Source organism: Mesorhizobium sp. WSM3224 (genome assembly GCF_000427725.1).
Classification (GTDB): Bacteria; Pseudomonadota; Alphaproteobacteria; order Rhizobiales; family Rhizobiaceae; genus Mesorhizobium.
Genome location: NZ_ATYO01000003.1, coordinates 291,813 through 317,460 on the forward strand (window position 1 = coordinate 291,813; position 25,648 = coordinate 317,460).

The 25,648-nt window shown below is 63.4% G+C and carries 35 protein-coding genes and 1 riboswitch; of the genes, 22 read left to right on the forward strand and 13 right to left on the reverse strand.

Going from position 1 to position 25,648, the window contains the following annotated elements:
- Positions 1-63: 63 nt before the first annotated feature.
- Entirely contained in the window at positions 64-300 is a 237-nt protein-coding gene (locus YU3_RS0108315) for a hypothetical protein (protein ID WP_027165797.1), read from the forward strand.
- Between the two features lie 71 nt (positions 301-371).
- Here the strand turns inward: YU3_RS0108315 and YU3_RS0108320 are convergent, their stop codons facing one another.
- Complete coding sequence (locus tag YU3_RS0108320; RefSeq protein WP_027165798.1) at positions 372-1,589, reverse strand: hypothetical protein; 1,218 nt, start codon at positions 1,587-1,589, stop codon at positions 372-374.
- A gap of 327 nt (positions 1,590-1,916) precedes the next feature.
- On the opposite strand from YU3_RS0108320, the gene YU3_RS0108325 reads away from it, so the two are divergent.
- The 5 genes from YU3_RS0108325 (at position 1,917) to YU3_RS36260 (ending at position 5,569) form a co-directional block, all read left to right on the forward strand.
- Positions 1,917-3,131 (forward strand): pilus assembly protein TadG-related protein, encoded by a 1,215-nt coding sequence (locus YU3_RS0108325; protein WP_027165799.1) that lies wholly within the window; start codon positions 1,917-1,919, stop codon positions 3,129-3,131.
- 5 nt (positions 3,132-3,136) lie between these two features.
- On the forward strand, positions 3,137-3,577 hold the full coding sequence (locus YU3_RS0108330) for a TadE/TadG family type IV pilus assembly protein (RefSeq protein WP_084507994.1): 441 nt from the start codon (positions 3,137-3,139) through the stop codon (positions 3,575-3,577).
- Positions 3,567-3,977 (forward strand): TadE/TadG family type IV pilus assembly protein, encoded by a 411-nt coding sequence (locus tag YU3_RS0108335; RefSeq protein ID WP_027165801.1) that lies wholly within the window; start codon positions 3,567-3,569, stop codon positions 3,975-3,977. The genes YU3_RS0108330 and YU3_RS0108335 overlap by 11 nt, the downstream gene beginning before the upstream one ends.
- Before the next feature lie 172 nt (positions 3,978-4,149).
- Complete coding sequence (locus tag YU3_RS36255; protein WP_156913420.1) at positions 4,150-4,449, forward strand: hypothetical protein; 300 nt, start codon at positions 4,150-4,152, stop codon at positions 4,447-4,449.
- Positions 4,450-4,795: 346 nt separating this feature from the next.
- Entirely contained in the window at positions 4,796-5,569 is a 774-nt protein-coding gene (locus YU3_RS36260) for a hypothetical protein (RefSeq protein WP_051333885.1), read from the forward strand.
- 335 nt (positions 5,570-5,904) lie between these two features.
- Here the strand turns inward: YU3_RS36260 and YU3_RS0108350 are convergent, their stop codons facing one another.
- Positions 5,905-6,468: a J domain-containing protein gene (locus tag YU3_RS0108350; RefSeq protein ID WP_027165802.1), complete on the reverse strand. Its 564-nt coding sequence runs from the start codon at positions 6,466-6,468 to the stop codon at positions 5,905-5,907.
- Between the two features lie 411 nt (positions 6,469-6,879).
- Between YU3_RS0108350 and YU3_RS0108360 the strand changes: the two genes are divergently transcribed.
- On the forward strand, positions 6,880-7,287 hold the full coding sequence (locus YU3_RS0108360; protein ID WP_027165803.1) for a hypothetical protein: 408 nt from the start codon (positions 6,880-6,882) through the stop codon (positions 7,285-7,287).
- A gap of 289 nt (positions 7,288-7,576) precedes the next feature.
- Here YU3_RS0108360 and YU3_RS0108365 read toward each other — a convergent pair whose 3' ends face one another.
- Entirely contained in the window at positions 7,577-7,924 is a 348-nt protein-coding gene (locus YU3_RS0108365; protein ID WP_245273452.1) for a hypothetical protein, read from the reverse strand.
- 296 nt (positions 7,925-8,220) lie between these two features.
- Positions 8,221-9,120, reverse strand: coding sequence for a DUF1236 domain-containing protein (locus YU3_RS0108370; protein WP_027165805.1), 900 nt, complete (start codon positions 9,118-9,120; stop codon positions 8,221-8,223).
- A 249-nt stretch (positions 9,121-9,369) separates the two neighbouring features.
- Between YU3_RS0108370 and YU3_RS0108375 the strand changes: the two genes are divergently transcribed.
- Both YU3_RS0108375 and YU3_RS0108380 read left to right on the forward strand, forming a co-directional pair.
- Positions 9,370-9,669, forward strand: coding sequence for a DUF1236 domain-containing protein (locus YU3_RS0108375; RefSeq protein ID WP_027165806.1), 300 nt, complete (start codon positions 9,370-9,372; stop codon positions 9,667-9,669).
- Positions 9,670-9,885: 216 nt separating this feature from the next.
- Positions 9,886-10,107 (forward strand): hypothetical protein, encoded by a 222-nt coding sequence (locus tag YU3_RS0108380; protein ID WP_027165807.1) that lies wholly within the window; start codon positions 9,886-9,888, stop codon positions 10,105-10,107.
- 178 nt (positions 10,108-10,285) lie between these two features.
- Here YU3_RS0108380 and YU3_RS0108385 read toward each other — a convergent pair whose 3' ends face one another.
- Positions 10,286-10,654: a DUF982 domain-containing protein gene (locus tag YU3_RS0108385; protein ID WP_051333886.1), complete on the reverse strand. Its 369-nt coding sequence runs from the start codon at positions 10,652-10,654 to the stop codon at positions 10,286-10,288.
- 225 nt (positions 10,655-10,879) lie between these two features.
- On the opposite strand from YU3_RS0108385, the gene YU3_RS0108390 reads away from it, so the two are divergent.
- From YU3_RS0108390 to YU3_RS0108410, 5 genes are all read left to right on the forward strand, one after another.
- The gene (locus tag YU3_RS0108390) at positions 10,880-11,179 is read left to right on the forward strand and encodes a DUF1236 domain-containing protein (RefSeq protein ID WP_027165809.1); all 300 of its coding nucleotides are present in this window, start codon (positions 10,880-10,882) and stop codon (positions 11,177-11,179) included.
- Between the two features lie 129 nt (positions 11,180-11,308).
- Positions 11,309-11,518 (forward strand): hypothetical protein, encoded by a 210-nt coding sequence (locus tag YU3_RS0108395; RefSeq protein ID WP_027165810.1) that lies wholly within the window; start codon positions 11,309-11,311, stop codon positions 11,516-11,518.
- Positions 11,519-11,628: 110 nt separating this feature from the next.
- Positions 11,629-11,877: a DUF2934 domain-containing protein gene (locus YU3_RS0108400; RefSeq protein ID WP_027165811.1), complete on the forward strand. Its 249-nt coding sequence runs from the start codon at positions 11,629-11,631 to the stop codon at positions 11,875-11,877.
- Positions 11,878-12,205: 328 nt separating this feature from the next.
- On the forward strand, positions 12,206-12,706 hold the full coding sequence (locus YU3_RS0108405) for a porin (protein ID WP_027165812.1): 501 nt from the start codon (positions 12,206-12,208) through the stop codon (positions 12,704-12,706).
- 17 nt (positions 12,707-12,723) lie between these two features.
- Complete coding sequence (locus YU3_RS0108410) at positions 12,724-13,227, forward strand: porin (protein WP_027165813.1); 504 nt, start codon at positions 12,724-12,726, stop codon at positions 13,225-13,227.
- A 15-nt stretch (positions 13,228-13,242) separates the two neighbouring features.
- On the opposite strand, the gene YU3_RS0108415 is transcribed toward YU3_RS0108410, so the two are convergent.
- Complete coding sequence (locus YU3_RS0108415) at positions 13,243-13,452, reverse strand: hypothetical protein (protein WP_036258100.1); 210 nt, start codon at positions 13,450-13,452, stop codon at positions 13,243-13,245.
- Positions 13,453-13,786: 334 nt separating this feature from the next.
- Entirely contained in the window at positions 13,787-14,131 is a 345-nt protein-coding gene (locus YU3_RS0108420) for a hypothetical protein (RefSeq protein WP_027165815.1), read from the reverse strand.
- A gap of 218 nt (positions 14,132-14,349) precedes the next feature.
- A riboswitch (TPP riboswitch) is annotated at positions 14,350-14,462 on the forward strand.
- On the opposite strand from YU3_RS0108420, the gene YU3_RS0108425 reads away from it, so the two are divergent.
- The 4 genes from YU3_RS0108425 to YU3_RS0108440 all read left to right on the forward strand — a co-directional run bounded on the left by YU3_RS0108425 (position 14,453) and on the right by YU3_RS0108440 (position 18,004).
- Positions 14,453-15,061: a YkoF family thiamine/hydroxymethylpyrimidine-binding protein gene (locus YU3_RS0108425; RefSeq protein ID WP_027165816.1), complete on the forward strand. Its 609-nt coding sequence runs from the start codon at positions 14,453-14,455 to the stop codon at positions 15,059-15,061. Its footprint overlaps the riboswitch before it by 10 nt.
- Positions 15,062-15,370: 309 nt before the next feature.
- On the forward strand, positions 15,371-16,171 hold the full coding sequence (locus YU3_RS0108430) for an ABC transporter permease (protein ID WP_027165817.1): 801 nt from the start codon (positions 15,371-15,373) through the stop codon (positions 16,169-16,171).
- Entirely contained in the window at positions 16,168-16,938 is a 771-nt protein-coding gene (locus YU3_RS0108435) for an ABC transporter ATP-binding protein (RefSeq protein ID WP_027165818.1), read from the forward strand. Before YU3_RS0108430 ends, YU3_RS0108435 begins: the two co-directional genes overlap by 4 nt.
- A 1-nt stretch (position 16,939) precedes the next feature.
- The gene (locus YU3_RS0108440; protein WP_084507971.1) at positions 16,940-18,004 is read left to right on the forward strand and encodes an ABC transporter substrate-binding protein; all 1,065 of its coding nucleotides are present in this window, start codon (positions 16,940-16,942) and stop codon (positions 18,002-18,004) included.
- Positions 18,005-18,050: 46 nt separating this feature from the next.
- On the opposite strand, the gene YU3_RS0108445 is transcribed toward YU3_RS0108440, so the two are convergent.
- Together YU3_RS0108445 and YU3_RS0108450 are read right to left on the reverse strand one after the other, a co-directional pair.
- Complete coding sequence (locus tag YU3_RS0108445) at positions 18,051-18,923, reverse strand: DUF2167 domain-containing protein (RefSeq protein WP_027165820.1); 873 nt, start codon at positions 18,921-18,923, stop codon at positions 18,051-18,053.
- A 133-nt stretch (positions 18,924-19,056) separates the two neighbouring features.
- A complete protein-coding gene (locus tag YU3_RS0108450) occupies positions 19,057-19,689 on the reverse strand; it encodes a S24 family peptidase (RefSeq protein ID WP_027165821.1) in 633 nt (210 codons plus the stop codon).
- Between the two features lie 80 nt (positions 19,690-19,769).
- On the opposite strand from YU3_RS0108450, the gene YU3_RS39145 reads away from it, so the two are divergent.
- The 3 genes from YU3_RS39145 to YU3_RS0108460 all read left to right on the forward strand — a co-directional run bounded on the left by YU3_RS39145 (position 19,770) and on the right by YU3_RS0108460 (position 21,842).
- Positions 19,770-20,138, forward strand: a complete 369-nt coding sequence (locus YU3_RS39145) for a hypothetical protein (protein WP_156913421.1) — start codon at positions 19,770-19,772, stop codon at positions 20,136-20,138.
- Between the two features lie 108 nt (positions 20,139-20,246).
- Positions 20,247-21,086 (forward strand): GcrA cell cycle regulator, encoded by an 840-nt coding sequence (locus YU3_RS0108455; protein ID WP_027165822.1) that lies wholly within the window; start codon positions 20,247-20,249, stop codon positions 21,084-21,086.
- Positions 21,087-21,245: 159 nt separating this feature from the next.
- Positions 21,246-21,842, forward strand: coding sequence for a DUF6456 domain-containing protein (locus YU3_RS0108460; protein ID WP_027165823.1), 597 nt, complete (start codon positions 21,246-21,248; stop codon positions 21,840-21,842).
- Positions 21,843-22,074: 232 nt separating this feature from the next.
- Here the strand turns inward: YU3_RS0108460 and YU3_RS0108465 are convergent, their stop codons facing one another.
- The 4 genes from YU3_RS0108465 to YU3_RS0108480 all read right to left on the reverse strand — a co-directional run bounded on the left by YU3_RS0108465 (position 22,075) and on the right by YU3_RS0108480 (position 24,894).
- Positions 22,075-23,349, reverse strand: coding sequence for a DUF763 domain-containing protein (locus YU3_RS0108465; protein WP_027165824.1), 1,275 nt, complete (start codon positions 23,347-23,349; stop codon positions 22,075-22,077).
- 193 nt (positions 23,350-23,542) lie between these two features.
- Positions 23,543-23,842: a hypothetical protein gene (locus YU3_RS0108470; RefSeq protein ID WP_027165825.1), complete on the reverse strand. Its 300-nt coding sequence runs from the start codon at positions 23,840-23,842 to the stop codon at positions 23,543-23,545.
- Between the two features lie 227 nt (positions 23,843-24,069).
- Positions 24,070-24,411 (reverse strand): hypothetical protein, encoded by a 342-nt coding sequence (locus YU3_RS0108475; RefSeq protein ID WP_027165826.1) that lies wholly within the window; start codon positions 24,409-24,411, stop codon positions 24,070-24,072.
- A 171-nt stretch (positions 24,412-24,582) separates the two neighbouring features.
- On the reverse strand, positions 24,583-24,894 hold the full coding sequence (locus YU3_RS0108480; protein WP_027165827.1) for a hypothetical protein: 312 nt from the start codon (positions 24,892-24,894) through the stop codon (positions 24,583-24,585).
- 289 nt (positions 24,895-25,183) lie between these two features.
- Here YU3_RS0108480 and YU3_RS0108485 point away from each other — a divergent pair, with 289 nt between their 5' ends.
- Positions 25,184-25,537 carry a cupin domain-containing protein gene (locus tag YU3_RS0108485; RefSeq protein ID WP_027165828.1) on the forward strand — a complete coding sequence of 118 codons (354 nt, stop codon included), beginning with the start codon at positions 25,184-25,186 and terminating at the stop codon, positions 25,535-25,537.
- The last annotated feature ends 111 nt before the right edge of the window (positions 25,538-25,648 follow it).

Below are 25,648 nucleotides of genomic sequence, written 5' to 3' on the forward strand. Positions count from 1 at the left end.
CGGGAACCAGTCCGCGCCTCACGCCGTTGATTGAGCGAAGGGATGGCGCTGGCGGAGGCCGCCATGGATAATTTCGAACTCATCGATCTTCTGTGCGTCATCGACGCCTGCGCGAGCGACCGTTCGGCCGGGCGTGTCGTGCCGATGTCGAAGGCCGTCGAGGAACTGCGCGTGCTGACCGGCGATTTCGTCTCGTCGGATGAGGATGCGGCCAACGCCTTGACGCAGGTTGCGCTCGAGCGCGGTTGCGCGGTGCTCTTCGACGAGCAACCCGGCGCCGACATCATTGCGGAATTCTAGGGCGGCGACACAGGCCGCCGATTTCCCCGCAGCTCATCGCGGCCCTTGCGGGCCGCCGCCGTCTTCTCGTCTCACTTCGCCAGGGTGATCATCCGTCCCGCATACATCTCGCGGTTCCCGAGTTCGGCCGTGCAGTCCGCCTTCACGGCGGAGGTCCCCGTCATGGCGATGGTGTCGCCGACCAGCCGCAGGCAACTGCCCTGGGCGTTCATGTCCGAATTTCCGGCAAAGGTGACGGTGGCGTCCGGGGCGTAGATGAAACCGCTCACCACCGAGCCGGATCCGCCGTTCAGCGTCAGCGCCTGTGTGTTGCCGTGCGCCTGGTAGATGGTGATGCCGGCGTAAGGGCCGCTGGTCGGCGGCGAGAGCTTCACCTGCTCGTTGGCGTTGATGTAGACCTGCGAGTTCTCCATCAGGAAGATCGTCACGCCCTGGCCGCTTAGGCTGCCGTTGCCGCCCGGCTTTATGGTGACGTTGCGCAGGATGTAGGTGCCCGGATTGAGGGTGATCTTTCCCGACAAGGTCTTATCGCAATAGGTGCCCGGCGACAGCGTCACCGTCTTGCCGTTGGGCACCGGCAGGCAGAGCGTGTAGGCGGGAGGAACGACGTCGGCCAGCGGATCGAACGAGGCATACTGTTTCTCATGTGGCGCGCCGCAGGAAAGCGTGGCGTTGGGCGGCGTCAATCCTTGCGTGCCGCCGACCGTCGAGACGCAGCCGGCGCTGACCATCGCCGATCCGCCGCGGTTGACCGCGTCGGCGGCGTCCGAATTGGCCGCGATCACGCAGCCGCTCATTGCCACATTGGTGGAGCCCTGCAGGTTGACCGCGTCGTCGGCGTGCGGGTCGAGCGCGAGCACGCAGGCTTGCGCGCCGGGTTTGACCTTGACCGAGGCGGAGCGCGTCGCCTGCCATACCGGCATGCCGCTGACGAAGGCCGGCCGGCTGACGCTCGACGACAGCGAAATGAAGTAGGCGCTCGGATTGCCGCTGGCGGCAGCCTGGAAGGCGGCGATGCTGCCCGACAACTCTTGCGCGTCGGCCGCGCTCATATTGGCCGCGAAGAAGGTCTGGCCGAGTTGCTGCACGTCGCTCGCCGACATGGTGGCCTGGTATTTCGTGCCGATCGTAAGGCCGGCCGCGTCCAGCGAGTTCTGCAACTGCGCGGCGTCGTCGCTGATGCCTATCAGGTCGACGGAAGCTGCCAGGCCAAGCACCACCGGCACCATGGCGACCGCGGTCGCGATCGCGAAATTGCCGCGCCTCGATGCCCAAAACCGTCCAAACATGGAGCCCGCCCTCGTCGTATAGCAAAGAGTGATAGGCGCGCCGTCTCTACGAGCGATTTCCAAAAAAGATAAAATGCAGAAGAAGCTAAAATATTAGACTTTCCCGTGGTTTACGTCTTAAGTCCGAAGTTTGTTGGGCCTTAAGTCCTAGTGTGCGCGGCGCAAGATGGGGGCAGCAGCCGCTGCAGTCCTACCAGCGCAAGTCGAGCGAAATAATTAGGCATTCGTTCATATGGCAATGATGACATCACGGCTGGGATACCTTGGGTGCGCTCAGCCATGGCCTTTTCGGGTCGGTTCTTCAAACCTCTTTTTTTTCGACGCGTCTTGCGACGCTTTTGCGAAGGCGTGGGCGGCAATGTCGCCACCATCTTCGCGCTGACCCTGCCGGTCGTCATCGGCGGCGCGGGGCTCGGCGTCGAGACCTCCTATTGGTACTATTCGAGCCTGAAGCTGCAGGCGATCGCGGACGCGGCCGCCTATGCCGGCGCGCTGGAAAAGATCGCGGGATCCAACACGACCGCCATCACCGCCGCCGCCACGACATCGGCCAGCTCGAACGGACTGGGCGGCGGCATCATTGTCGTCAACACCCCGCCCACCTCAGGGCCGAACAAGGCCAACAAGGCGGTGGAGGTCATCCTCAACCAGAACCTCGACCGGATGTTCACCTCCATCTTCACGCAGACCAAGGTGCCGGAGCGGGCGAGGGCGGTGGCGCTGATCACCGATGCCTCCAACGCTTGCGACATAGCTCTCAGTCTCACGGCCTCGCAGGCGTTGCTTTTCTCCGGCAGCACCAACGCGAAGAAAATCGGCTGCGTTGACATGGCGAATTCGAACGCCTCCGACGCAATCAAGATCCAAGGCTCGGCGGCCGTCCAGACCGACTGTCTGATCACCGTCGGCGGTGTCGTGCTGAACAATCCGCCGACGATGGTCTGCAAGGCCCCCATCACCCACGCGTTGCCGGCTGCCGATCCATATGGGAGCCTGCCCACACCAGCGGCCACCGGCGGCTGCAAGAATATCAACGGCAACAAGACGACGCAAACGATCCAGGCCGGCACCTACTGCAGCGGCATGAACCTCAACGGCAATGTCGCGCTCTCTTCCGGGACCTATGTCGTCCAGGGAAATTTGAAGATCAACGCGGGTGCGGTCATCACCTGCGCCGCCCCTTGCACCGGCGTGACCATCTTCATGGCCGGCAGCAACACAGTCAGCATAAATGGCAACGCCACCGTGAACCTGAGCGCGCCGACCTCTGGCACTTATTCCGGCGTGCTGTTCTACGGCGACAGGACGGGCACTGCGGCGCAGAGCACCTTCAACGGTACCGCCACTTCGCTTTTGACCGGCGCCATCTATTTTCCCAGGCAACAGGTCAACTATCTCGGCAATTTCTCGGGTAAGAACGGCTGCACTCAAGTCGTTGCCGACACCATTCAGTGGTCGGGCAATTCGACCATCAACCAGGACTGCTCGAGCCTTGGGATGAAGAACATCCCGGCCGCTCAGTCGGTTGCAGTCGTCGAGTAGTGGCAGTGCGGCTACCGATTATCCGTTTTGGCAGAAACCGCGCCGGCATCGCCGCGGTGGAGTTGGCGCTGGTGACGCCGGTGCTCTGCGCCGCTCTTCTCGGCGTCACGGACGGCTGGTCCTACGTCTCAAGTTCGCTGGCGATGCGGGCAAGCGTGAAGACGGCGGCGAATCTGGTGATGGCCGGCGCCACCGACGACAGCGCAATCCAGGCCGTGGCGCTGGCGAGCTGGGAGCAGAAACCGGGCGACGCGGCGGTCGCGGTGAGCCGCACTTACCAATGCGGAACGACCGTGGTCACGTCGACCACCATCTGCAGCGGACCGAAAGTGCCTTCGGTCTTCGTCCAGATCCACGCATCTGGCACCTGGATCCCGCCCTTCACCTTCGGCCCCTACCCGGACAACACCGGCCTCGGTCACGTGCAGGTGGTCCGTGTCCGCTAAACAACGACCTCAAGCATTTGCCGGCAATATCTCGGGCGGCGCCGGCATCGAGTTCGCGCTCGTTGTGCCTATCCTCATCATGCTCCTGTTCGGCATCTTCGCCTTCGGCTGGTCGATGAACAGCGTGTCCAGCGTGCGCTATGCGCTTGAAGCCTCCGCGCGCTCGCTGCAGCTCAACAACACGCTGACGCAGTCCGATATCCAGGCGATCGCGACGCAGAAGCTGCAGGCGCTGGGCCTGCAGAATGTCAACGTCACCATCACCACCGATCCGCCGAGCGGCGGCTTCCGCATGGCGCATGTCAACGCCAGCTATGCCTTCGTCATCAGCTTTCCTTATTTCAGCGATTACCCGATCAGCTACACGACCTCGGTGACCGTGCCGCTGATCGGCGGCTAGAAGCAATTCCAGGAAAAGCGGTGGGGCTCGGCGACCTCGCCGCAGCTTTCCGTCCGGAATTGCGATCGCCGGTCCGCATCAACGTCTGACATTAGCGATGTCTAAATTCCGCAAGGTTGGCGCCAGCCAGCAATGCTAGGCAGTTGCCGTCATCCCTATCAGGAGCACAGCCATGACCTCTCCCGTTGCAAGCCAGCCCGGCGTCGGCGCTGTCCATCATGCGAGCAAACCCCAGGCATCGTCGGAAACTTTCCCGGGCAAGAGCGCCGAAAGCATCGGGCACCTTGCAAAGGTTTCGGTTTCCGAGACAGGTGCCACCGAACCGAACGCGCAAGGAAAAGCCGCGTCCCGGATCGCACGGATGGATCTGACGGTGCTTTCCCCGACCGGTTCAGGTGAAGACCAGGAGCCGGACACCGCACCGCCGACGGATCAGGAAGCCGGCGGCACGGAAGCGCCTTCTTCCATTTAGTCACGCCGCACCAGGCGCATTCTGCTCGACCGGACCTTGCCGTCGCGTGCCCCGGAGGGCTTCGTACTCTTGGTTTCCCACGCAAGCAAGAACGTCACTGGGACCATGGTCTGGCGAGACAAGGGCCCTCATTGTTCCAAACGGCCCAACGCCGCCCGGCCCTTTGTATTTCCATTGAATTTCAATATGTTAACGCGATATTTTGCGGAAATACCTCGGCACCGGCGGGCCCGCTCTCATTTCGCGACCGCAATTGCTTAAAGTTTATCCGACGTCATTAGGAAATTCTCATAAGAGGCTGCCTAGCGGTAGGGCGATGACGACGATTCATCTGCGGAGAAGCACAATGACATTGCGAAAGACACTTCTGGCATCCCTTGCCATTCTAGCGCTAGCGGCGGCGCCCGCGCTTGCCGGCAACGGCCATGGCGGCGGCAACGGCCACGGCGGCGGCAACGGCCATAGCGGCGGCAACGGTAATGGCGGCAATGCCGGCGGCAACGGCAATGGCAACAGCGGCGCCTCGCATGGCAAGTCGGCCTCGGCCAAGGGCCACAACAAGGGCACCGACGACAGCGCGTCGGACGACAACTCGACCGACGACACCACAACGGCTGCCTCGCCGAAGGAGAAGAACCTTCACGCCAAGCTCGGCCGGCTGAACTCGCTGAAGCGCAACATCAACGCCTACATGAATTCCAAGAGCAAGAAGTTCGCCGGCGTCCAGGCCTATGTGACGCAAGCCGCGGCGGCCCAGAATGCGCAGGCGGCGGTGGACGCGGCTCAGCAGGCCGTGGATGACGCCACGGCTGCGCTTGCTGACCTGAATGCCAAAGCGGCTGACCCGACGACCCCGCCCGACGAGGTTCCGACCCAACAGGAGCTTGATGACGCACAGGCGGCGCTGGATGCCGCCAACGCGGCGCTCACCGATGCCACAAACGCGGCAGCCAATACCCCGCCCCCCACCGATACGTCGTTGGACGCCGCCCTTGCCGACATGGCCAACAAGCCGGTCGACCCCGACGTCACCGCCTGGGCCAAGGATACGCTGGCTGGCAAGATCGATGCCGCGGCCGCCGCCGCGGCGCCGACAACCACAACGTCGACAACTCCATAAACACCGGTCGGTCGAACCGACCAGAGGGTGAACGAAACGCCGCCGGGCTCGCCCGGCGGCGTTTCGTTTTTGCGATAGGCTTTGGCCGGGCCAAGCGGGCCCAATTCGACGGCGTGTCGGACCTCAGTCGCCTTGCATTCGGCGGCACACAACGCCTATGTCACTGGCGCGCTCCCCGTTCTTGCCCTCATGGCGCATGGTTCATGCTCCACTGCCCCCAGTGGAACCGAGCCCAGATATGGGGAGCAGAAGAACGACAGTCGATTCCTCAGGGATGTAGCTGTTCCTTCATCGAGCCCGCCGCTGGTTCAGGCCAGTAGGCGGGCTTTTGATGATCAGCGCGAGGCAGGCTGCGTCATTTCGGCGTGGTCGAGCAGGCGGGTGACGTCGGGGCGATCCCGCTCGTGCTCGGCACCGACGTGATCGATGCCTTCCACCGTGATGGCGAACGTCCCGTTCTCGGTCCTGCCGATGAAACCCTTCGCCTTGAGGTACCACAGGTGAAATTCCAGGTGCTCGCGAGGGCAGCCCGACAGGCGCTCGAGTTCTTCGTCGCCGATGCCCGGATTGTTGACGTCCCGCCGGCGCCTCACATAGAGAAGCGACAGCAAATTGGCCTGGATGACGGAGTCCCGTTCAAGGCCGCCGCTGTTGCGCGCTTCCTCCGTAAGCTCGTGGCGAAGGCCCAGATGCTCGCGGTAAAGGATGTCGTATTGGGCCCGTTTGACCGGGTCCCGGAGCGTGTTGTTGGCTTCGACGATCTCGCTGAAACGCGCCTCATTGCCGGTTTCCCGATTGTCGGGATGGTAACGCATAGCAAAGTAGCGGAAAATCCGCTCGATTGTCTCAGAATTGGCGTTCGGGCTTATTTCCAGAGCTTCGTAGTAATCAATGAACATGTAATCGTGCTTCCGCAATTACGGAAACCACTCCCCAACTCCAAGCATTGCCCAAATGCTGCCCGCATGCAAGGCGCCGAGGCTGGCTTTGACGCCATTCATGTGAAGCGGCTCGCTTATTATATCCCCGTAGGGGTTAGAAAACCTTACCGGACTAATCCACTATTGCTCTGGAATAAAATACAGCCTCTGCTACGTTAGCTCCGTTTGAAATTCAGGTGGCAACCTGAATGGGGGCCGACCTCAAGCCCGGCTCCCTTTTGGCTCGCTTCGAAAGAGGCGAGCCATTTTTTTTGCAAGCCGCTCGCGGCTTTCGCCTGAAGGTCGCACCGTGCGCGATGGCTAATATGGCTTGCAAGATGTAGACTTCACAGAGTCGGGTTTACAAAGGCATATGGGAGCACAGACAGAATGCCACGGGTATCGGAACTCTTCTTCAAGACGGCCATCATCTTTTTCCTGCTGGGCATCACCATCGGCATCAAGATGGGCATTTCGGGCGATCATGGCGCCTTCCCGGCGCATGCGCATTTCAATCTTCTGGGCTGGGTCACCAGCGCCATCTTCGGCGGCTACTACGCGCTCAATCCGGCCAAGGCCGAAAGGCGTCTGGCCATGATCCACTACGGCCTCTACACGCTCGGCCTCGTGGTGATGCTGCCGCCGCTTTACTTGAAATACGCGTATGGAATGGACGCCGTCGAGCCGATCCTGGGCATTGGATCGCTGATCGTCGCCGCCGGCGTGCTGATCTTTGCCTATATGGTGTTCTCGCCCGCGCAGCCGGTGCGCTCGGCCACGGTCGCCCCAGCGCGCTAATGCATTGTCGCCCAGAAGTGCGCAGCGGTTCTGGGACAACGACATGCATCAAAGCAAAGACCTAAAGCGCGTCGCCTGAATCCGTTTCAGCGCGACGCGCTATGCATGTCGCCCAGAAGTGCGCAGCGGTTCTGGGACAAACGACATGCGTCAAAACAAAAACCTAAAGCGTGTCGCCTGAATCCGTTTCAGCGCGACGCGCTTTAGATCCGTCGCTCATGGCCGAGCAACCTTTGCGCCGCTCGGCTTGCCGGCTCCCGCGGACCCGCAGTTCCTCGTCTTCTTGCGCTTAGGGTAGTCTTGGAAAGAGGCGCGACAGCAGCGCCTGGATGATGCCGTCCCGCTCGAACGGGCCGGGCAATTTGGCGGGCGAGGCGGCGCCGTCGCCCGACTTGGCTTCGTCGGTCACGCGAGTCTCGCCGTGCAGCAGCCACAGCACCAGCGCAAAGTAGCCTGCCTGCAGAACAACGGCGGCAAGGACCGTCCAGCCCAATGCCTGCCAGATGGATCCCGTGGACGCGAATGTCCAGCCGAGGATCACCAGAAGCGTAGCCACCATTCCCACAAGAAACTGCGGAAAATACATTTGCCCAACCGAGCGCCGCGGCCATGTCCGGTCGTCGACGGTCTCGCCCATACCTCTACCCGCCATGACCCATGCACCTTTTCCGCTAGGACCGCAAGCTTCAACGACCTGCCAGCGGCCCCGTAGCCCTTTCGTCCGATCCGGCAGGGACCACGGACGCAGGACTTCTGTGTGACAACTGGGAATTGCGCCACATCGTTCCCGATGAACATGCATTCAAGGAATGCCTAATGGAGCGCGGCGCCCGCCAGGCGCGGGTAAGAGCGGCGCAGTCTTTGCGAGCCTCACTTTTTGCAAAAAAGAGGCCCACCGATCGGCAGGCCTTTCTTCTCTTCATGCTGTCCGCATCAGGCCTCCAGGATCGCAACGATCTTGTAGGTGTCGGGGTCGACGATGACGATGCGTCCGTCGGCCAGCACGAAATACTCGTAGGACTCATAGGCAGGCACGATCTTGACGATACGGGCCGGCAGGCGATGCAGGCGGATCTTGTGCCGCGGCACCTCGACGCCGACCGAGATGTCGAAGCTGACATCGCGCACCGGCTGCACGTTGGTCTCATGGATGACCTGCGTGATCTGCGTCCTCTGCTCAACGGTCACGTTGTTGATCGAGGCGGTCTTGTTCTGGTCGGTCTGCACGTTGGTGTTGCCCTGGGCATTCTGCTCGGTACTGGTTCCGGTCTTGCCCTGGGCGTTCTGCTCGGTCTGCATCTTGGTAGTGCCGCCCTGNGCNTTCTGCTGGGTGCTGGTTCCGGTCTTGCCTTGGGCATTCTGCTCGGTCTGCATCTTTGTAGTGCCGCCCTGGGCATTCTGCTGGGTGCTGGTTCCGGTCTTGCCCTGGGCGTTCTGCTCAGTCTGCATCTTGGTGTTGCCCTGAGCATTCTGCTCGGTGGTCGCACCGGCCTTGCCCTGGGCCTGCTTCTTCTTCTTCAGCTGCGTGTTGTCCTGGGCGTTCTGGTCCGTGGTGGCGCCCGCCTGACCCTGGGCCTGCTCATCGGTCTTCATCTTGGTCTTGCCTTGAGCCTGCTCTTCGGTGTTGGCGCCGGCCTTGCCCTGAGCGTTCTGCTCGGTCTGCGACTTCATCTCGCCCTGAGCCTGCCCGCCCGCCTTGCCGCCCTTCTGGCAGTCGGCCGTGCCGGCCGCGCAATTGTCGCCACCGCTCGGCTGCGCGGATTCGGTTTGCGCCATCGCCGCGCCGCAACCAACACCGAGCGCGATCATGCTCGTGATAAGCAGATGTTTCATTGGATTTCTCCTCGAAAAATGTCGGTCCCTTCGCTTTGGGTAACCCGGCCCGAAACGCATTGTTCCGAAATTGTCGCGCCCTGGCGCCGGTGACGTTCCGCTGAAACGCTGGCGGCAAATTTTTGCGGGAACAAGAACCGATTTTTGCCGGAACAAGGCCTATGGAAGGGCGTTACGCACAATGTCTACTTGCTGTGAAATCGCAGGCGCAGCGTGAGAAGCAATCCTATCCACTCGAGGAGAAGATCGATGAAAATGCACCTCACAACCGCTGCCGCGGGCCTGCTGCTCCTGACCGGCATCGGCGCCGCCGCTGCGCAGGATGTCGTGATTGAGCCCGAGCAGGAAACGGTCATCAAGGAATATGTGCATAAGCAGCCGCTGGCCTCGATCGAGGTTCCCGGCATCAAGCTCAGCGTCGGCAGCGTCCTTCCCGACACCGTCGAGCTGCACGAGGTTCCCAACGTCAAATATCGTTATGTTGTCGTCGACAACCAGACCGTCATCGTCGATCCCGGCACGCGCAAGATCGTCCAGGTGATCGAGTAGGGGATCAATTCGCGGCTGAGTAACGGCCTGCCGCCGGCGCGGCGGCTGGCCGTTAACCAGTATTAATTCGTTACCACTTGCTAACGGAACCTTCGATCCGGGCACGCGTTGCCGCCTCTGTGTTCGCACTTGCCTCATAGAGGACACAAGCGTGCGCAGGATTGCGAACCAGGGCGGTGGCGAAACAGGCACGGGTGGGGGAGGAGACCAACCGACATGTCGAGACGAGAAATCGGAACATCCCGTTCGCTGGGGATACGTGTCGCCGATCTGAAAGCCAGGATGCGGGACGCCAGGATCACCGAGCATGAGATGAAGACCTTCCAGAAGGTCGCGGCCATCATGGGGGGCGGCGAGGGCTCCCTACGCATTGAGGCGGACGATCTGATCGCCGCGTCCTTCGTTACCGAGGCGCTGGGCGAATCGACGCCGAACTGACAGCGGCCACCAGCCGAAAATCACCGGTCGAACGAGTCGACCGTCAGCCGGCAAGGCGACGGTCTTCGGACAGGCGCGCAGCGACGCCCCGTTGCTCCGGGATCCGCACGGCTAAATCCTGAAACTGATATGCAAGACGTTGCGACGCTCCGCCCGGAGCCTTCGCCGGTGAGGGGGCTTACCCCGGCGCTTGTCGGTGCTGTATGCGGCTTTCGCGTGCCCGGCGGCGCCTGATCTTTGCTTCGCGCAGCACCGCCACCGGATCGGCGCCGGTCCACTCGATCCCGGCCTTCTTCGCGAAGACCAGGAACGCCTCCCGCGCCTGGTCTAGATCGATCTCTCCCGCCCGCGCCGCCTCGCAGGCGCGCACCGCCATGGCGTAGCTTTCGCCTCGCGAGACGGCTGGCCATTCCTTGAGAAAGTTCTGCATCGCGGTGAGCGAGGCGATCTCGCGCTTGAAGCCGGCGCCGACGGCAACGGCCACCGGGGTTCTAAATTCGATGTCGCTTTTGATGGGACCTTCGTGTCCGATGAGACCTTCTTGCATGACGGCGCACCCTATGGATTTCAAAGTCTTGGGGATTTCAAAGCCTTCCAATGCAGAGCCAATGCGAAGGTTCCGCCAAGTCAATTCACCAGGTCAATTAGTCGTCGCTGACGGAACAACACCCCTGCTGAGGGCGTTTGCCCCCGGAGCTCCCATGTTCGACTTGCCGGTGTTTCCGCCCCCGCGGAGGCAGGGCGGAGCTCGTAACGCAACAGGAGATAAACGATGAAAACCACCTTCATTCCAGCTGTCGCCGGCCTGGCTTTGATGGCCGGCATCGGCATCGCGGCCGCGGACGAGGTGATCGTCACCCCTGAGCAGCAGACCGTGGTCAAGGAATATGTCCACAGGCATCCGATCGCCTCGGTCAACGTGCTCGGCCTCGAACTCGGCGTCGGCTCCACGATACCCGATACAGTCGAGCTGCAGCAGGTCCCGGATGTGCAGTACCGCTATGCGATCGTCAACGATCACACGGTGCTGATCGATCCTGGCACGCGCCGCGTCGTCCAGGTGATCCAGTAGCGCCTGGTTGCCGAAGAGCCCGACCTTCCCCGATGCATTGGGGGAAGGGTCGGGCTCTTCTCGCACCTGGACATATCGTCTAGATTGGACAGTGGTTTGGGAGGCAACGTTCGGGAAGGAGTCGTTGCCATGCATCATCCACACGTCGAATCACCTGACCTCGCCAAGAACGTCGACCAGCTTCTGGCTGAACATTGCACCGGCCTGCTGTCGATGAAGGACGCGATAGCGATCCTGCGCAAGCGCACAGGTACTGAGCGGTCTGACGCCGATTTGGCCGGATTGATTACAAAGAAGGCAGCCTATCTCGGCGTCGCCGTCATCGCCGACGGGCACTAAGGAAAATCGTCGCCGAAGTACAGCCATCCACGTGTCGATGCGCAAGACGCGGCGCGAAAATTCGGCTAATGTTCGCACCGGGGAACCGTCCAACCAAATGGAGGCGACAAGTGACGGACGACAGGCACGAACGCATTCGCCAGCGCGCGCACGAGATCTGGGAACAGGCAGGCAGGCCGGAAGGCGCTCACATGGAGCATTGGGACCAGGCGGCGGCCGAGGTCGACGCCGAGATGAAACCGAAGGCGAAGAGTCCCAAGAAGGCGGCCGCCGCCAAGGTCGAAAAGCCGAAAGCGGCGAAGGCGGAGAAGCCGGCCAAGGCCCCCGCCAAGGCAAAGGCGACCAAGCCCAAGGGCTGAGCAATTTCGGCGACCGGTCGCCGCTGGCTCATCCCGACAACGGTCGAAGAGACGTGGAAGCCCGCGCCCGGAGTTTGGGCGCGTGAAGACGCTGGAACTCCCGCCGTTGAAGGTAAGATTAGTTTTCGCTTAATAGATAAGCTCCGCACGATCGCAAGTTGTTGAACAGATCGAGCCATCCACTGTGGCGTCTCGGCAACAGGCGCTCTTTAAGTCAGATAGCCCCGGTAAAAGTCGGTCTTCGGTCCGACTGCCCAGTTGACATCGGCACCCATCCAATGTGCCTTTCGCGTTAGGGCTTTCTTAACGTCATGCTTGGGGATTGGGTATGCGGGGCATCGACCGTTTCATTTTATTTGCGTTTCTGGCTGCGGCAGGCGGCTTTGCGACACAGGCTTCGGCGGCGGTCGACTATGTGCGCGCTTGTGACGCCTTCGGCACGCAATACTATTACAGCCCAGGCACCAATACCTGCATCAACGCCAACACCGGCGAGACCCGGCTTGTGACGGATGATGACAAGGTGGTTGCAGGCAAGACCGCGCTGGCGAGCAAGGTCGACGACATCGATGGCCGGGTCCAGCGCGCCTTCGAAGGTGCCTCTGTGGCCTCGTCGCTCACCAGCCCGGACCTAGTGCAGGGCGAGCATTTCGGCGTGCGCGTCAACTGGGGCAATGCCGGCCAAGCCAACGCCATGGGCGTCACCGGCGCGGCGGTGCTGGGCGAGAGCTTCCTTCCTGGCGGCAGCGGACGGCTGACCGGCGCCGCGGGCGTAGCTTTCTCCGGTAAGACAGTCGGCGGCAATGCCGGCCTGCAGCTCACCTGGTAGCGTGGCCGGGGCCAATCATGTTCAAATATCTTTTTGCGGCCGCCGCGGTAGCCTTGTGTGGCCTGTCCTTGCCTGCGGCTGCTGCGCAGCCGGTCGAATATGTCCGGGAATGCGACATGTACGGCGCAAACTACTACTACAGCCCGGGCACCAACACCTGCATCAACACCGACACGGGCATGACCAAGCGGCAGGTCGATGACGGCAATGGCGGCGAGATGACCGAGGTCGGCAAAACGGCTTTGGCTGCCCACGTCGACGACATCGATAACCGCATCACCCGGGCTTTCGAGAACGCCTCGATCTCGGCCGCGCTCGCCGCGCCCGATCTCGTCCAGGGCGAGCATTTCGGCCTGCGCATCAACTGGGGCAACGCCGGCGACGCCAATGCCTTCGGCATCACGGGTGCGGCGGTGCTGAGCGAGGGCTTCGGCCATGGCGGCCGGCTGACCGGCACGCTCGGCATCGCCTTCGCCGGCAGCCAAGTCGGCGGCAATGCAGGGCTGCAGTTCAGCTGGTAGGCGAGGCCCGGACCGCTACCGCCGCCCTTGTTTTCCGGCGTATCGCGCGACCGCGCAAAGGAAGGCCAGCGCGGCTGTATCGCAGGCAGCCCGCGACGACGACGGACCCTTGGCGAAAAGCACCGCATCGGCGATTGGGATCGTCAGGCCATGCCTCCTGGCGAATGAGGTGACTTCGTAGGGCTGATCGTCGAGCTTAATGCCGATGTCGATTTGCTGGTCCATCAAAACGAGTTCCTCCCTGGTATACGGCTTTACCCTCCTTCGCCTGAGAGGAATTAACCACCGGCCGCTCGCCGGCGTCCACCAATTGGCGATTGTGTGAAACGATGCATTTTTCGAGGAGTGGCCCAAGGGTTGCAGAGGCCAGGCCGTTCGGGCTTGAGCGGGGCGGGAGTTCTTCCTTCTCCCCCTTGTGGGAGAAGGTGGATCGGCGCTTTAGCGCCGAGACGGATGAGGGGTGTTCCAGCGGAGTGAGACGCTTGCGCTGGTAGTGGAACACCCCTCATCCGTCGCCTTCGGCACACCTTCTCCCACAAGGGGAGAAGGGAGAGACACTTCACCACGCATCGCTCGACCTGGCAAACCGCACGCCGGCGGCAAGCATCGCGCTTTCGCACTCGCTGATCAGCCGGAGATTGCGCAAATACCGCGCCACCGTCTCTGGCAGCCAGGCGGCGCAGGCTTCGACATAGGCGCGGCCATGCACCAGCGTGCCGGTCGAAAGCCGGTCCTCCTTCTCGGCGACCACCTTCAGATATTGCCGGATGAAGCGGATGTCGTCGGCGATGTCCTGGCTGGCCATGCGCCAGGCGCCGGCAAGGCGCTCGCGCTCGGCAAGCGGCAGTGGTGACAGCAAAGGGTGGGAGAGGTCGGCAAAAGCGGCGTGGTTCGCGGTGTCCAAGCAAATCCCCTCAAAGGAAGGGAAGTATCGTACTTTATGTACGAAATACAGTCAAGCGAGATTCGTACAATTTGAACGATAGGAGTTGAAAGCAGTTATAAGAAATCCGCGAAAATCTTGTAACGCGGTCATCTCCCCCTAGGGGGAGATGACACTTCCTGGCCTGATTGCGCGGCAAAAAAACCTCTTTCCCGCCGCTGCAAACAGTGCTTTAACGCGCCCATCCACAGGGGTGCTCCGTACGGTCGGGGCTGAGATGGGGGCGGCAAGCCTCCGGACCCTAAAGCTGATCTGGATAATACCAGCGGAGCGAGGCGGGCCATGTTTTCCGGCGCACAGATTTCCCTTTATCCCATGACCGACGATTTCGTCGGCGTCATCCTTGGCGCGCTCGGCGCGCTCGATCCTTACCGCGACAGGCTCAGGATCGAGACCGACGACATCTCGACGTTGCTGGTCGGGCCGCCCGAAGTGCTGTTCCCGGCCATGCGCGACTTGTTCGTGGCGGCGGCGAGAAGCGGCAAGCATTGCGTGCTGTCGGCCGCGGTCTCGCGCGGCTGCCCCGGCGAGCCGGACGATCCGATCTGCCGCTCCGACGAGATCGGCGGCCCGGCGATCCCACTTGACGAACGCAAGCTCGCCGCGCTCAGCGCAGTGCAGGCGACGCCTTCGACCAACCAGCCGGCAGCGGCGCAATTCTCGCTCTATGTGATGGGCACCGGCGACCACATGGACGAGATCTACGGCTGCATCGATTTCCTGAAACAGTCCGGCGTCTTCGAGCGCTCGAAGAATTTCTGCACCAAGCTGCGCGGCGACGTCGGCGCGGTGTTTGCCACGCTCAACGAAGCCTTCTGCCGCTTCGGCTCCGGCGCGGGGCACGTGACGCTCGACATCACCATCTCGGCGAACAGCCCGACCGCGGTTTGAGCGCAAGCTGTCGAGGAGAGTGTCGTGGCTGTTTGGTTCGACCCATTGCGTGGGGGAAAGAACCCCATATCTGATCCGGCCTCGCGGGGAGAACGGAAGTCTTTGGCGATTGGCGAAAGCCGGGGTGACATCCAATCTCCCCCCTTGCGGGGGAGATGCCCGGCAGGGCAGAGGGGGGTGCTGTCCCGCCGGCCTACCAGCTGGTTTCGAGCGTGGCGTTCGGCGAATTCTCACGCCGAAGTTTCAAATGCCGGCGTTCCTTCACACCCCCCTCTGGCCTGCCGGCCATCTCCCCCGCAAGGGGGGAGATTGGCTCTTATCCGCCCCTTCGCCAAAATCCTCCCCGCCGCGCTCGCATTCGCGCTGCTGCTCACGGCCTGGGAGCTCTGCGCCCGCCTCGGCGGCATCGCGCCCACCGTGCTGCCGGCGCCGTCCCGCGTGCTGGCGCAGGCATGGGAGAACCGCGCGGCACTGGCCGAAAACACACTCCCTACCATTCGCGCCACGCTGGCCGGTTTCGCCTGTTCGCTGCTTGCTGCCTTCACCCTCTCCGCGCTCGTCGACTTCCTGCCGCGCTTGCGCCGCGCGCTGTTCCCGCTGCTGATTGCCAGCCAGACCTTGCCGCTGGTGGCGATCGCGCCGCTGGTGGTGTTGTGGTTCGGCTTCGGGCTGCTGCCGAAGATCCTGCTGGTCGCCTTGGTCACCTTCTTCCCGATGATGGTGGCGCTGGTCGAGGGCTATGCCGCCACGAGCATGGAAATCAGCCAGATGCTCGCCGCCATGGGAGCGGGGCGCTGGCGCATTTTTTGGGCCGCGCGGCTGCCTTCGGCGCTACCCTATTTCTTCGCCGGTCTGCGCATCTCGATCACCTATGCGGTGGTCGGCGCGATCTTCGCCGAATATGCCGGTGCCGCGAAGGGGCTGGGCATCTACATGCTCAGCGCCAAGAACAATTTTCGGCCCGACCTCGTGCTTGCCGCGGTCGCCGTCAGCTCGGTTCTGACGCTGGCGCTGTTCGGTCTGGCGGTGCTCGTCCAGCGGCTCGCCATGCCCTGGGAAAATGCAGGGAGCGAAGGCAAGTCCGATCCTGACGCAGGAGGCCGGGCATGACCCGGCTCGAGCTCCGCGATGTCCGCAAAAGCTTCGGTGCGCTCGAGGTTCTGGCCGGAATCTCGCTTGATGTCCGCGCGGGCGAGTTCGTCTCGATCCTCGGGCCTTCCGGCGCCGGCAAATCGACGCTGTTCCAACTGCTCACCGGCGCGCTGAAGGGCGAGGGCTCGATGCGCTTCGACGGCGCGCCGCTCGATGGCGCCCGCTTCGCCTTCATGCCGCAGCGCGACGCGCTGATGCCGTGGCGGCGCGTCATCGACAACGCGACGCTGGGCCTGGAAGTGCAGGGCATGAAGCGCCGGGCGGCGCGTGAGCGCGTGGCGCCGTTGTTCGCCGAGTTCGGCCTCGCCGGCTTCGAGCGCGCCTGGCCGGCCGAGCTTTCCGGCGGCATGCGCCAGCGCGCCGCACTTCTGCGCACCGTGGTGCAGCAGCGCGACATGCTGCTGCTCGACGAGCCGTTCGGCGCGCTCGATGCGCTCACCCGCGCAGCCATGCAGCGCTGGCTCGAAGGCATGTGGCAGAGCCATCGCTGGACGGCGCTGCTGATCACCCATGACGTGCGTGAGGCGGTGCTTTTGTCCGACCGCATCTATGTGCTTTCGGCGCGCCCCGCGCGCGTGGTCCGCGAAGTGGCGGTGCCGCTGCCACGCCCGCGCACCGAAAGCGCGGCGCTCGCCCGCGAGGCTGCCGCGATCGAGGCCGGCATCCTCGACACGCTGCTTGGGCAGCCGCCGATCCGAGTTCCCGATCATCCGATGGAGAATTGAAATGACTGACCTGACCCGCCGCCAGGCGTTCTTTCTGGCCGCCGGCCTGCCATTTGCCGGGGCCATCACATGTGCCGGGGCCATCACATGTGCCGGGGCCATCACATGTGCCGGGGCCGCCACTAGTGCCCGGGCCGCCACGCAGAAAATCACAGTCGCGCTGGACTGGACCATCAACACCAACCACATCGGCCTGTTCGTCGCCCGCGACAAAGGCTTTTACCGCGACGCGGGCCTGGACGTTGAAATCCTGCCCTATGGCGACACCGGATCGGGCACGCTGGTCGCCAACCGTGTCGCCGATTTCGGCATCTCCGGTTCGCTCGGCCTGTTCACGCAAAAGAGCGCCGGCGCCGACCTGAAGGCCGTCTACGCCGTCGTCCAGTCCGAGACCGGCCGTGTCGTCTTCAACGCCGACCGCGCCGCGATCAAGAGCCCCAGGAATCTCGACGGCCTGACCTATGGCGGCTTCGGCAGCGCCTGGGAGAACGCGCTGATCTCGACCATCATCCGCCATGACGGCGGCAAGGGTGATTTTTCGACCGTGACGCTGGGCACCTCGGCCTATGAGGCGCTGGCCAATGGCGCGGTCGATTTCACGCTCGAGGTCTCGACCTGGGAAGGCGTCGAGGCCGAACTGAAGGGTCTCAAGCAGCGCAGCTTCCGCTATGCCGATTACGGCGTGCCGGACGAGCACACCACGCTGATCGTTTCCAGCAGCGCCTTCCTCGCCGCCAATCCGAAGGCCGCCGCCGCTTTCGTCAAGGCGACGCAGCGCGGCTACGCGTTCGCCGTGGATCATGCGCAAGAAGCCGGCGACCTGCTGATCGCCGCAAACAAGGACACGCTCACCACCCCGGCCTTGGTGCACGCCTCGCTAAAGGCGCTGAACGACGGGCATTTTTTGAAAAGCGCGCAAGGCGTCATCGGCACGATGGACAAGGCCAAGATGGAGGCCATGGGAAGCTACCTGTTTGCCTCGGGGATATTGCTCGACGGCAATGGCAAGGCGCTGACCGCGATGCCAGACTTCGAGGCGTATTACACGAATGAGTTTTTAGGGTAGGGCAGGACGAAGGGAGCCATAGGTCGAACGCATTGGGCCGCACCAATCAGCTGTCCGCCTTCTTGCGGCCGAACAGCCTTCTCAGCCAGACCAGTGGCAGCAACAGCAGGAAGGCGCCCTTCTTCAGCACCAGCAGCGCCAGCGCGATAAGGCCGGCGCCGGCGGCCTTGCCGTATTTGACGCCGAGCATTGTCGCCAGGACGCCCAGCGCGCCATATCCAGCCACCTTGTCGCCGCTGGAGAATTCGAAATAAGAACTGCCGGCCTTCGACTTGTAGGCGTCGGCCGATGCCTCGACGATCGTCTGCACGGCATCGCCTGTGATGTTGCCGTTCACCGGCACGATCTTGACCGGGACATAGCCCTGCCGGTCAAAGATCGAGACCGAGATGTTGATGGTCCTGTCGCCGGCCCAGTTCAGGATGTTGGCGTAGTAGAGGATGTTCTTGGCCTTGTCGATTTGCGGATAGACCAGCCAGCCGTCGAAGCGGATGTCCTGGCCCAGCCGCTCCGACTGCGCCTTCACCGAGTCCTTGAAGCTCTGCTCAAGAGAGCTGATTTCTTCGTTGCGGTCTGCGCTGTCCCAGTCCGCCAGGCTGACATAGCCGTCCGACACCGGCTTTTCGACGGTGAGGTTGTCGATCTCCGGCGTGAAGCCGAAGATCAACTGGTCGATCGAGCCGCACTGGTCACGGTCCCAGCCGAACTCCTTCACCACCAGATTGCAGCGGTCCTCCGGCTTCAGGTAGATGGCGCCGCCACCAGCCGGAGTGATTGTGCCTCTGGCGGCGCTCAGAGGCCGGGTAAAATTTTGCGGATGATAGTCCATGTCCTCGGCATGCACGATGGCCGGCTGCGCCAGAAAGCAGGCATGCGCCACCATGATAAAAATCAGGTTTTCCCTGACTGATTTGTTCATGACCCCCTCCCGCTAACGGGACCCCAACCTCACGCACCCGTGATCTAAAAGGATTTCGACAACAAGTACAAGACGGAAAGGTTCTTTTTTTGTTCTTCGTCAAGACCGTTACACTATTGCGACGCTCTAAGCCTCACATATCGATCATCGAACGCTTCACCCGCCCGATGATGGTAATCGCGCCCTCAAGCTCAGGCGGGGGAATATCCAGATACGACGCCGGCTGGAAGGGCGGGGAGTCGTTCGGCCGCCAGCGCTTGTAGGTGGCGCGTCCCGTTTCGTCGGAGATCACGTAGCAGCCATTGGTCACCAGCCGCTTGTCGCGCAGATTGACGAAGATGATCGAATCCGGCGGCGAGATCTTGTTCATCGACGGCCCGTCGACGCGCAGCGCGATCCATTCGCCTTCCTCGAGGTCGGCTGTGGGGATCGTCGGATAGTCGGAGAGGTTGACCACGCTGTCCTGGCTGCCGAGCTCGCCGGCGCTGATCCACGACACGATCGGCACGTCGATGGTGACGGGCGAGGGGGCAAGGTGCACCGCGCTGGCCTCGGCGCCGTCGCCATTGAACAAGAGCCAGCCGGGGTCGACCCCGAACAGCCGGCCGTATTTCTCCGCCGCCTTGCGCGACAGCGGCCGGTTGCCGTTCTCGTGGCTGATCAGCGTGTTCTTGTTGATGTCGCGCAAGGCGCGGGCCGCATCACTGGGCGAAGCATAGCCAGCCTGGGCGCGCGCCTGCTGCAATCTGTGCCGAGAATCCATCATCGTACAAAATGCCTGAAATTTATCGTCCAAAGTGTACGATTTTGCTTGCGTGCAATTCGTACATAACGTACGCTTAGCGCATGAATGAGCATCCCGCAAGCATTTCCGCACTGTCCGTGATTCCGGCGCTGAACGCGCTGCCCCCATCTTTCCACTTTGAGTCACCTGTCGAATTCCAATCGTCCGGACTGTCCTCCTCCCCGGTCCGGGCGCATTCCGGGGCGCTTGCCCCGGGTCCGGCTGAACCGCCCGCACCCCGGTTCACCGGAACGGCCGGAGCCGCTCCTCCCCCGACTCCGGCCCCCAATTCGGGCACAAGCTGCATCCGCACCGAGGACGGCACCGTCATCCTGTTCGACCGGATGACGGGCCGGGCGGTGTCGGGCCTGACGCGCGCGGCGGCTGAAGCCAGGCTTCGCGAACTGGAAGGGGCCGCGCGCCCCGCCTGATCCCAACTTTTCCGAACCCGACCGACGGCCTCGCGGCCGAACCCTGACGCTCGGCCCGAGCCGAGCCCCTTCGCAAGCCCAAGCCCAAGCAATCAACGGAATGAGAAGATGGCAGCCGCCTACACCGAGAAGGAAATCGACGAGATCGCCGCCTGGCTTAAGGAGGGGCTTTCGGCCTCGCGCATCGCCGGCCGCTTCAGCGCGCTGCGCGGCAGCCTGGTCTCGCGCAACGCCATCATCGGCATCGTTCACCGCAACGCCGGCCTTCGCGCCATCGGCTTCGCCAACCCCAAGGGCGGCCGCGCCGGCGGCCGGCCGAGGAAGCATGCGCGGCTACACGCGCAAGGCAGCAGGCGGGGCAGGGCGGCCGCTGGAAGTGCCACGCTATCGGAACCGGCCGCTCTTTCCAGATACGCCGAACTGGTAGAGGGCGCCGGCGCCGAAGCTGCCATCCCGCCCAATCTTACATCGGCAAGAGGGAGAAATGTCCGGTCCACCCTCCGCAACTGCAACGAAGCTGCTACGGACGACGGGCAGGACAGAGGGCGGCGCTGTCCCGCCGACGTGTCTGTCGTCGGAAACACCACCACCCGCGCCAATCCAAAGAAACCGAAGCCGCGAAAACCTGCTCGCACGCTCCCACCCGCCTGGCTCGCTCCCGGCGAGCGCCAAAAATCCGAAGCCCAGCTCTACAAACTCCCGCCGCCGCCACCTCCGGTCCCGCCCGGCCGCCAGCCGCATGTCGCGGCCATGCGCTTCCTCGACTGCCTGTTCGGCCGCTGCCGCGCGCCGATCGACCTCGCGCTGCGCGAGGATCCCGAACACGACCCGCCCGGGGCGCGCCCCGGCCCGGATATGCTGTGCTGCGGCCTGCGCACGACCGCCACGCGCAGCTACTGCGCGCATCATCATGCCAGGTTCCACGGCCACCACGGGAGGAGACAATGATGGGCGCGGCGCTGAAGCTGCCGACCTCCCCCTTGCGGTGGAGATGTCCGGTCCACCCTCCGAAGCTGCAGCGCAGCTGCTGCGAAGGACGGGCAGGACAGAGGGGGCGCTAACGAACGCCATCGCTTCCAATTACCCATCCCACACCCAAGGATCCCCATGCCCCGCAAACCCTCCAAGAAACCCCAACCCCCGAAACTCCCCAAGGGCGAGGCAGAGCAGGTGCGCATCCGCCGCGAGGTCGGCCACGACTTCGCGTTGAGGCAGGATGCCTTCGGCCGCCAACGCCTCTCCCCCGGCACGGCGGAGGCGCGCCGCGTCTACGAGGTGTCAAACGGCGGCTACACCTCCACCGGCGGCATCGTGCGCCTGCGCAATGTCGATCCGCTGGTGGGCATCACCTCGCTCAGCCGCCAGCAGCGCGAGGCCGGCCAACGCTTCCGCGACGATTTCGAACGCACCCAGCGCGAAGGCCTGCAGCCGCAATCCTGGAGCGAGCGCGTCGACGGCGGCCGAGTGGGCGGCGGCATCCCCGACCGCATACTCTCAGCCGGCCGCGCCCATGCCCACGCCGCCGCCGCACTTGCCCACTGGGAGGTGGCGGAAGTGGTTCGCAAGTCCTGCCTCGAAGGCCAGTCGGTGAAGGCCATCGCCGAACGCACCGGCGAAGGGCGCGATGTGGTGGTGAAGCTGCTGAAAGTCGGGCTGGACCTGCTGGCGGTGCATTATGGATTGATGGGGCGAAAGGCGGGGTGAGGGGATCGCCGCGGCGAAACAGGCGCTTAGGGCAGCGAGGTGATTCACGATGCGAGGTGGCTTGCGTGAACTTTGCGGAGGTATGGCGCTGCCCCTCATCCGCCCTTCGGGCACCTTCTCCCCGTAAACGGGGCGAAGGAAGAGGCGCGGCGCCGGCGGCAGCCTCTTTCGCCCCGTTTACGGGGAGAAACGCCCGGCAGGGCAATGAGGGGCGGCGCCAACCGAACGCTTCTCAGGCTCCGTTCTTGTCTGCCTTCGTCGGCTCTTCGCCACCCTCCGGCGCCTTCTCCCACCCAAACACACTCCGCCCTCCCAACAGATGCGACTGGTCCATTTCCCCCGCGACAATCTCCTTCAAGCTCGGTCCCGTCACATACCGCTCCATCCGGCGTGACTCTCCGTCCAGCCGCCGCAACGCCTGCAGTTCCTCGTCCCGCCCGAGCTTGGCCTTGCCCACCGCCGATTTCAGCACCGAGATCGTCTCGTCATAGACCTTCAGCGGCACGGGGAAGGGGTGGCGGTCCTTGCCGCCGTGGGCGAGCGAGAAGCGCGCCGGGTCGGAGAAGCGGTAGGGCGCGCCGTGCACCACTTCCGAGACCATGGCTAGAGCCCGCACCGTGCGCGGGCCGACGCCGGGCACCAGAAGCAATTCAGGAAAATCCTTCGGACCGCTTTCGATGGCCGACGCGATGTTGCCGTGCAGGCGGCGCATGACAATGTCGCTTTCGCGCACGTCGTGATGCGCGGGCATGACAAGGTTGGGCAGCAGCGGCTGCGCGGCGGGTTCAGGCTCGGGCCGTGGCTCCAGCACGGCAAGCTCGGTCAGGATCTTTTCCGGGCTCATCGTCTTCAAGAGCTGGATCTGGCCGCCGCGCGCCTTCTCGGCGCGACGGTCGGTGAGGTTGACGATCTCGCCCTGGCGCTCGCCCTCGATCGCCGCATGCGGCTGGTCGACGAAGCTCGTCAGCCCTTCCGACAGCCAGTGGTAGCGGCGCGCCTGGCGGGCGTCGCCGTTCATGCCTTGCTGCACCACCACCCAGCGCCCATCATCGGTGACGATGAAGCCGTGCAGATAAAGGTCGTAGCCGTCCTGCACGGCGGCGCTGTCCACCTTGGCGACGAGCCGACTGGCGGTGGCGAGAGCCTCGCCGTCCAGGCCGACGCGCTCGCCGATGGCGATGAGCTCGCCCGGCGTCTTGCGCGAATGCGCGCCGCGCCCGCCGCAGACATGGATGCCGAGCTCGCCGGCAAGCGGGTTCAGCCCGCGCTTCAGCGCGCCGATGACGGAAGTGGTGATGCCGGAGGAATGCCAGTCCATGCCCATCACGGCGCCGAAGGACTGGAACCAGAAGGGATGCGCCAGACGCCGCAGAAGCTCGTCGCGGCCGTAATGGTGGATGACGGCTTCGCACAGCACCGCGCCGAGCTTCGTCATGCGATCGCCCAGCCATTTCGGGACCCGCCCGCCATGCAGCGGCAGGTCGGCGCTGCCGCTTCGCTGCGTCACCTTTTGTTCTCCTCGGAACCGGCGACTTAGATGGCATGTCGGCGGGGATTTGCAAGCGTGGACGGAGCGGGCATGCGCTGTTGCTTCGTTATTCCAGGGCGGAAGAAGGAGTGAAGCGACGCGCGCAAACCCTAGCCACACGGTGACGCGTCACCGTCCACCTTGCCAACTCCGCCCTGCTGCGCGCTCGTACCTAATACCGGTAGTATCGATGGTGGTGCCTGTGGTGATGCCGGTGGTGGTAGTAGAAGTATCTGTGATGATGCCGGTGATGGTAATAATAATACCTGTGGTACCGCGGGTAGACCATATAGCCGGGGTAATAGTCGTCATCGTAATAGTCACGATAGCCGCCATAGTACGGGCCGCGGTAGAACGGATAAGACTCGTAGCCGCCCACACCGAAGCCGAGGAACACATGGGCATCGGCAGGCGCGACCGTGGCCGCCGCCGACGCGACGGCGATCACCGAGGCAAGTAGAAGCTTTTTCATGGCAACCTCCTCCTGAAGGTTCGCACTGACAACGCTTGACGGGCCGAAAAGCTGCCTAAATGCATGTCGCCCAGAAGTGTGCAGCGGTTCTGGGACAACGACATGCATAAAAACAAAGAAGCGTGCCGCCTGAATCCGTTTCAGCGCGACACGTTTAGGGGGCAGGGGCCTAGCGCGAAAATTGGCGGGATTTGAAGCCGCCCCCTGCGTCTCGGCGGTGGATACGGCTACTCGCAGACGCGCACCTCGCGCATGAACCGGTGGTCACGGCTGTGATGCCCCACCGTTTCGATCCGGCAATGGCGGCCGTGGCGCACGGCATGATGGCGGGCCGGCGGGGCGACGTAGCCGCCGTCGTAGCCGTCTTCTTCACCGGGGGCGTAGTTGAGATAGGGGCCGCCCCAATAAGAGCCGTAGATTGGAACGGAGCCGTAACTGTCGTAAAAGTCGCCGAACGGGCCGTAGTCGAAATAACTGCCGCCGAGGAATACATTGCCTGCATCCGCCGGCGTGACGGTAGCCGCTGCCGAGGCGAGTGTGACCACCGATGCAAACAGGAGTTTTCGCATGGCAACCTCCTGAGGTTCTCCATGATAACGCGCGGCACGCCGAAAGGCCTCGCCGCCATGCAGGATCATCAAGATTTGAAGGGTCCGTGAGCGTCCGAAGCCGCCCGGCTGCATGGCGGACGATCGCGCGAGGCGGCCAAAAGCCGTCCCACGCGACTTATCCAGGCTCGCTTAGTAGCGGTTGTAGCCGTGACCGCAGATCCGCACTTCTTCCACCACGCGGTGGTGGTGGCGCCAATGGCTCACCAGTTCGGTGCGGCAATGACGCCGGTGATGATAGCGCACCACATAACCGTCATTGTCGTAATCGTCATTGTAGACGTGCCGGTAGTAGCGGTGCGGGTAGTACCCGCCATAGTCGTCGTAGTAGGGATCATAGGACGGGCCGATGCCGATACCGAACTGCACGCTGCCGGCGCTGGCCGGCGCAATCGCAAACGCCGAGGCGATGGCGATCATCGAAGCAAGCAGAAGCTTTTTCATCGCTGCCTCCTTTAGATAGACGCCCCTTCGAGCAATAAACGGTTTCGGGCGGCCGGTGTTCCCCGGAATCGCGAGGGCGGCGCCCCTTATGGGGCAAAGTGAGGGGAAATGCCCGGCCCGCTCGAGGGCAAGCCTGCTCGCAAACGCAGGAAAATGCTTCTCCCCGCAAGGGCCCACGAGGAGGCGCCGCCGTCGCCATACCGCCACCTGCTGTCGCGGCGCCGCGCGTGGACGTCGGCGCCAGTCGTTATTCATCTCCCAGCCAAACCCGCGAACGTAGGAGCCTTCGATGACCAAGCAGACCATCCTCAAATTCGGCGCCATTGACCATGCCGAGGCCGGCGACCTGCCGGGCTGGGTTGTCGTCGAGGGCAGGCCGACGATGCAGACGGCTGTCCAGCACACCACCGAGGACGGCAAGGTGATGTCCGGCACCTGGCGCGCCTCACTGGGCACTTACCACGCCACCTACACCGACTATGAATTCGTCCACATGATCGCCGGCCGCATCGTCATCACGCCCGACGGCGGCGAGCCGATCGAGGTCGGCCCCGGCGACGCCTTCGTGGTCGAGGCCGATTTCAAGGGCACCTGGAAGATCCTCGAGCCGGTGACCAAGCATTTCGTCGTTGTGGTGGGGTAAAGGGGCACCGCCGCAGGAACTGCTGATCTCCCCCCTCGAGGGGGGAGATCCCCGGCAGGGCAGAGGGGGTCGCTGCGCGTGAAGTGCCGACGCCTTCCGAGGAGCCTCCGA

What these genes read in the sequence shown, in the direction of transcription:
- YU3_RS0108315 (WP_027165797.1), top strand. Translation starts at nt 64, where the DNA reads ATGGATAATTTCGAACTCATCGATCTTCTGTGCGTCATCGACGCCTGC.
- YU3_RS0108320 (WP_027165798.1), bottom strand. Translation starts at nt 1,589, where the DNA reads ATGTTTGGACGGTTTTGGGCATCGAGGCGCGGCAATTTCGCGATCGCG.
- YU3_RS36255 (WP_156913420.1), top strand. Translation starts at nt 4,150, where the DNA reads ATGACCTCTCCCGTTGCAAGCCAGCCCGGCGTCGGCGCTGTCCATCAT.
- YU3_RS36260 (WP_051333885.1), top strand. Translation starts at nt 4,796, where the DNA reads ATGACATTGCGAAAGACACTTCTGGCATCCCTTGCCATTCTAGCGCTA.
- YU3_RS0108350 (WP_027165802.1), bottom strand. Translation starts at nt 6,468, where the DNA reads ATGTTCATTGATTACTACGAAGCTCTGGAAATAAGCCCGAACGCCAAT.
- YU3_RS0108360 (WP_027165803.1), top strand. Translation starts at nt 6,880, where the DNA reads ATGCCACGGGTATCGGAACTCTTCTTCAAGACGGCCATCATCTTTTTC.
- YU3_RS0108365 (WP_245273452.1), bottom strand. Translation starts at nt 7,924, where the DNA reads ATGGGCGAGACCGTCGACGACCGGACATGGCCGCGGCGCTCGGTTGGG.
- YU3_RS0108375 (WP_027165806.1), top strand. Translation starts at nt 9,370, where the DNA reads ATGAAAATGCACCTCACAACCGCTGCCGCGGGCCTGCTGCTCCTGACC.
- YU3_RS0108380 (WP_027165807.1), top strand. Translation starts at nt 9,886, where the DNA reads ATGTCGAGACGAGAAATCGGAACATCCCGTTCGCTGGGGATACGTGTC.
- YU3_RS0108385 (WP_051333886.1), bottom strand. Translation starts at nt 10,654, where the DNA reads ATGCAAGAAGGTCTCATCGGACACGAAGGTCCCATCAAAAGCGACATC.
- YU3_RS0108390 (WP_027165809.1), top strand. Translation starts at nt 10,880, where the DNA reads ATGAAAACCACCTTCATTCCAGCTGTCGCCGGCCTGGCTTTGATGGCC.
- YU3_RS0108395 (WP_027165810.1), top strand. Translation starts at nt 11,309, where the DNA reads ATGCATCATCCACACGTCGAATCACCTGACCTCGCCAAGAACGTCGAC.
- YU3_RS0108405 (WP_027165812.1), top strand. Translation starts at nt 12,206, where the DNA reads ATGCGGGGCATCGACCGTTTCATTTTATTTGCGTTTCTGGCTGCGGCA.
- YU3_RS0108410 (WP_027165813.1), top strand. Translation starts at nt 12,724, where the DNA reads ATGTTCAAATATCTTTTTGCGGCCGCCGCGGTAGCCTTGTGTGGCCTG.
- YU3_RS0108415 (WP_036258100.1), bottom strand. Translation starts at nt 13,452, where the DNA reads ATGGACCAGCAAATCGACATCGGCATTAAGCTCGACGATCAGCCCTAC.
- YU3_RS0108425 (WP_027165816.1), top strand. Translation starts at nt 14,453, where the DNA reads ATGTTTTCCGGCGCACAGATTTCCCTTTATCCCATGACCGACGATTTC.
- YU3_RS0108435 (WP_027165818.1), top strand. Translation starts at nt 16,168, where the DNA reads ATGACCCGGCTCGAGCTCCGCGATGTCCGCAAAAGCTTCGGTGCGCTC.
- YU3_RS0108440 (WP_084507971.1), top strand. Translation starts at nt 16,940, where the DNA reads ATGACTGACCTGACCCGCCGCCAGGCGTTCTTTCTGGCCGCCGGCCTG.
- YU3_RS0108445 (WP_027165820.1), bottom strand. Translation starts at nt 18,923, where the DNA reads ATGAACAAATCAGTCAGGGAAAACCTGATTTTTATCATGGTGGCGCAT.
- YU3_RS0108450 (WP_027165821.1), bottom strand. Translation starts at nt 19,689, where the DNA reads ATGATGGATTCTCGGCACAGATTGCAGCAGGCGCGCGCCCAGGCTGGC.
- YU3_RS39145 (WP_156913421.1), top strand. Translation starts at nt 19,770, where the DNA reads ATGAATGAGCATCCCGCAAGCATTTCCGCACTGTCCGTGATTCCGGCG.
- YU3_RS0108455 (WP_027165822.1), top strand. Translation starts at nt 20,247, where the DNA reads ATGGCAGCCGCCTACACCGAGAAGGAAATCGACGAGATCGCCGCCTGG.
- YU3_RS0108460 (WP_027165823.1), top strand. Translation starts at nt 21,246, where the DNA reads ATGCCCCGCAAACCCTCCAAGAAACCCCAACCCCCGAAACTCCCCAAG.
- YU3_RS0108470 (WP_027165825.1), bottom strand. Translation starts at nt 23,842, where the DNA reads ATGAAAAAGCTTCTACTTGCCTCGGTGATCGCCGTCGCGTCGGCGGCG.
- YU3_RS0108475 (WP_027165826.1), bottom strand. Translation starts at nt 24,411, where the DNA reads ATGCGAAAACTCCTGTTTGCATCGGTGGTCACACTCGCCTCGGCAGCG.
- YU3_RS0108480 (WP_027165827.1), bottom strand. Translation starts at nt 24,894, where the DNA reads ATGAAAAAGCTTCTGCTTGCTTCGATGATCGCCATCGCCTCGGCGTTT.
- YU3_RS0108485 (WP_027165828.1), top strand. Translation starts at nt 25,184, where the DNA reads ATGACCAAGCAGACCATCCTCAAATTCGGCGCCATTGACCATGCCGAG.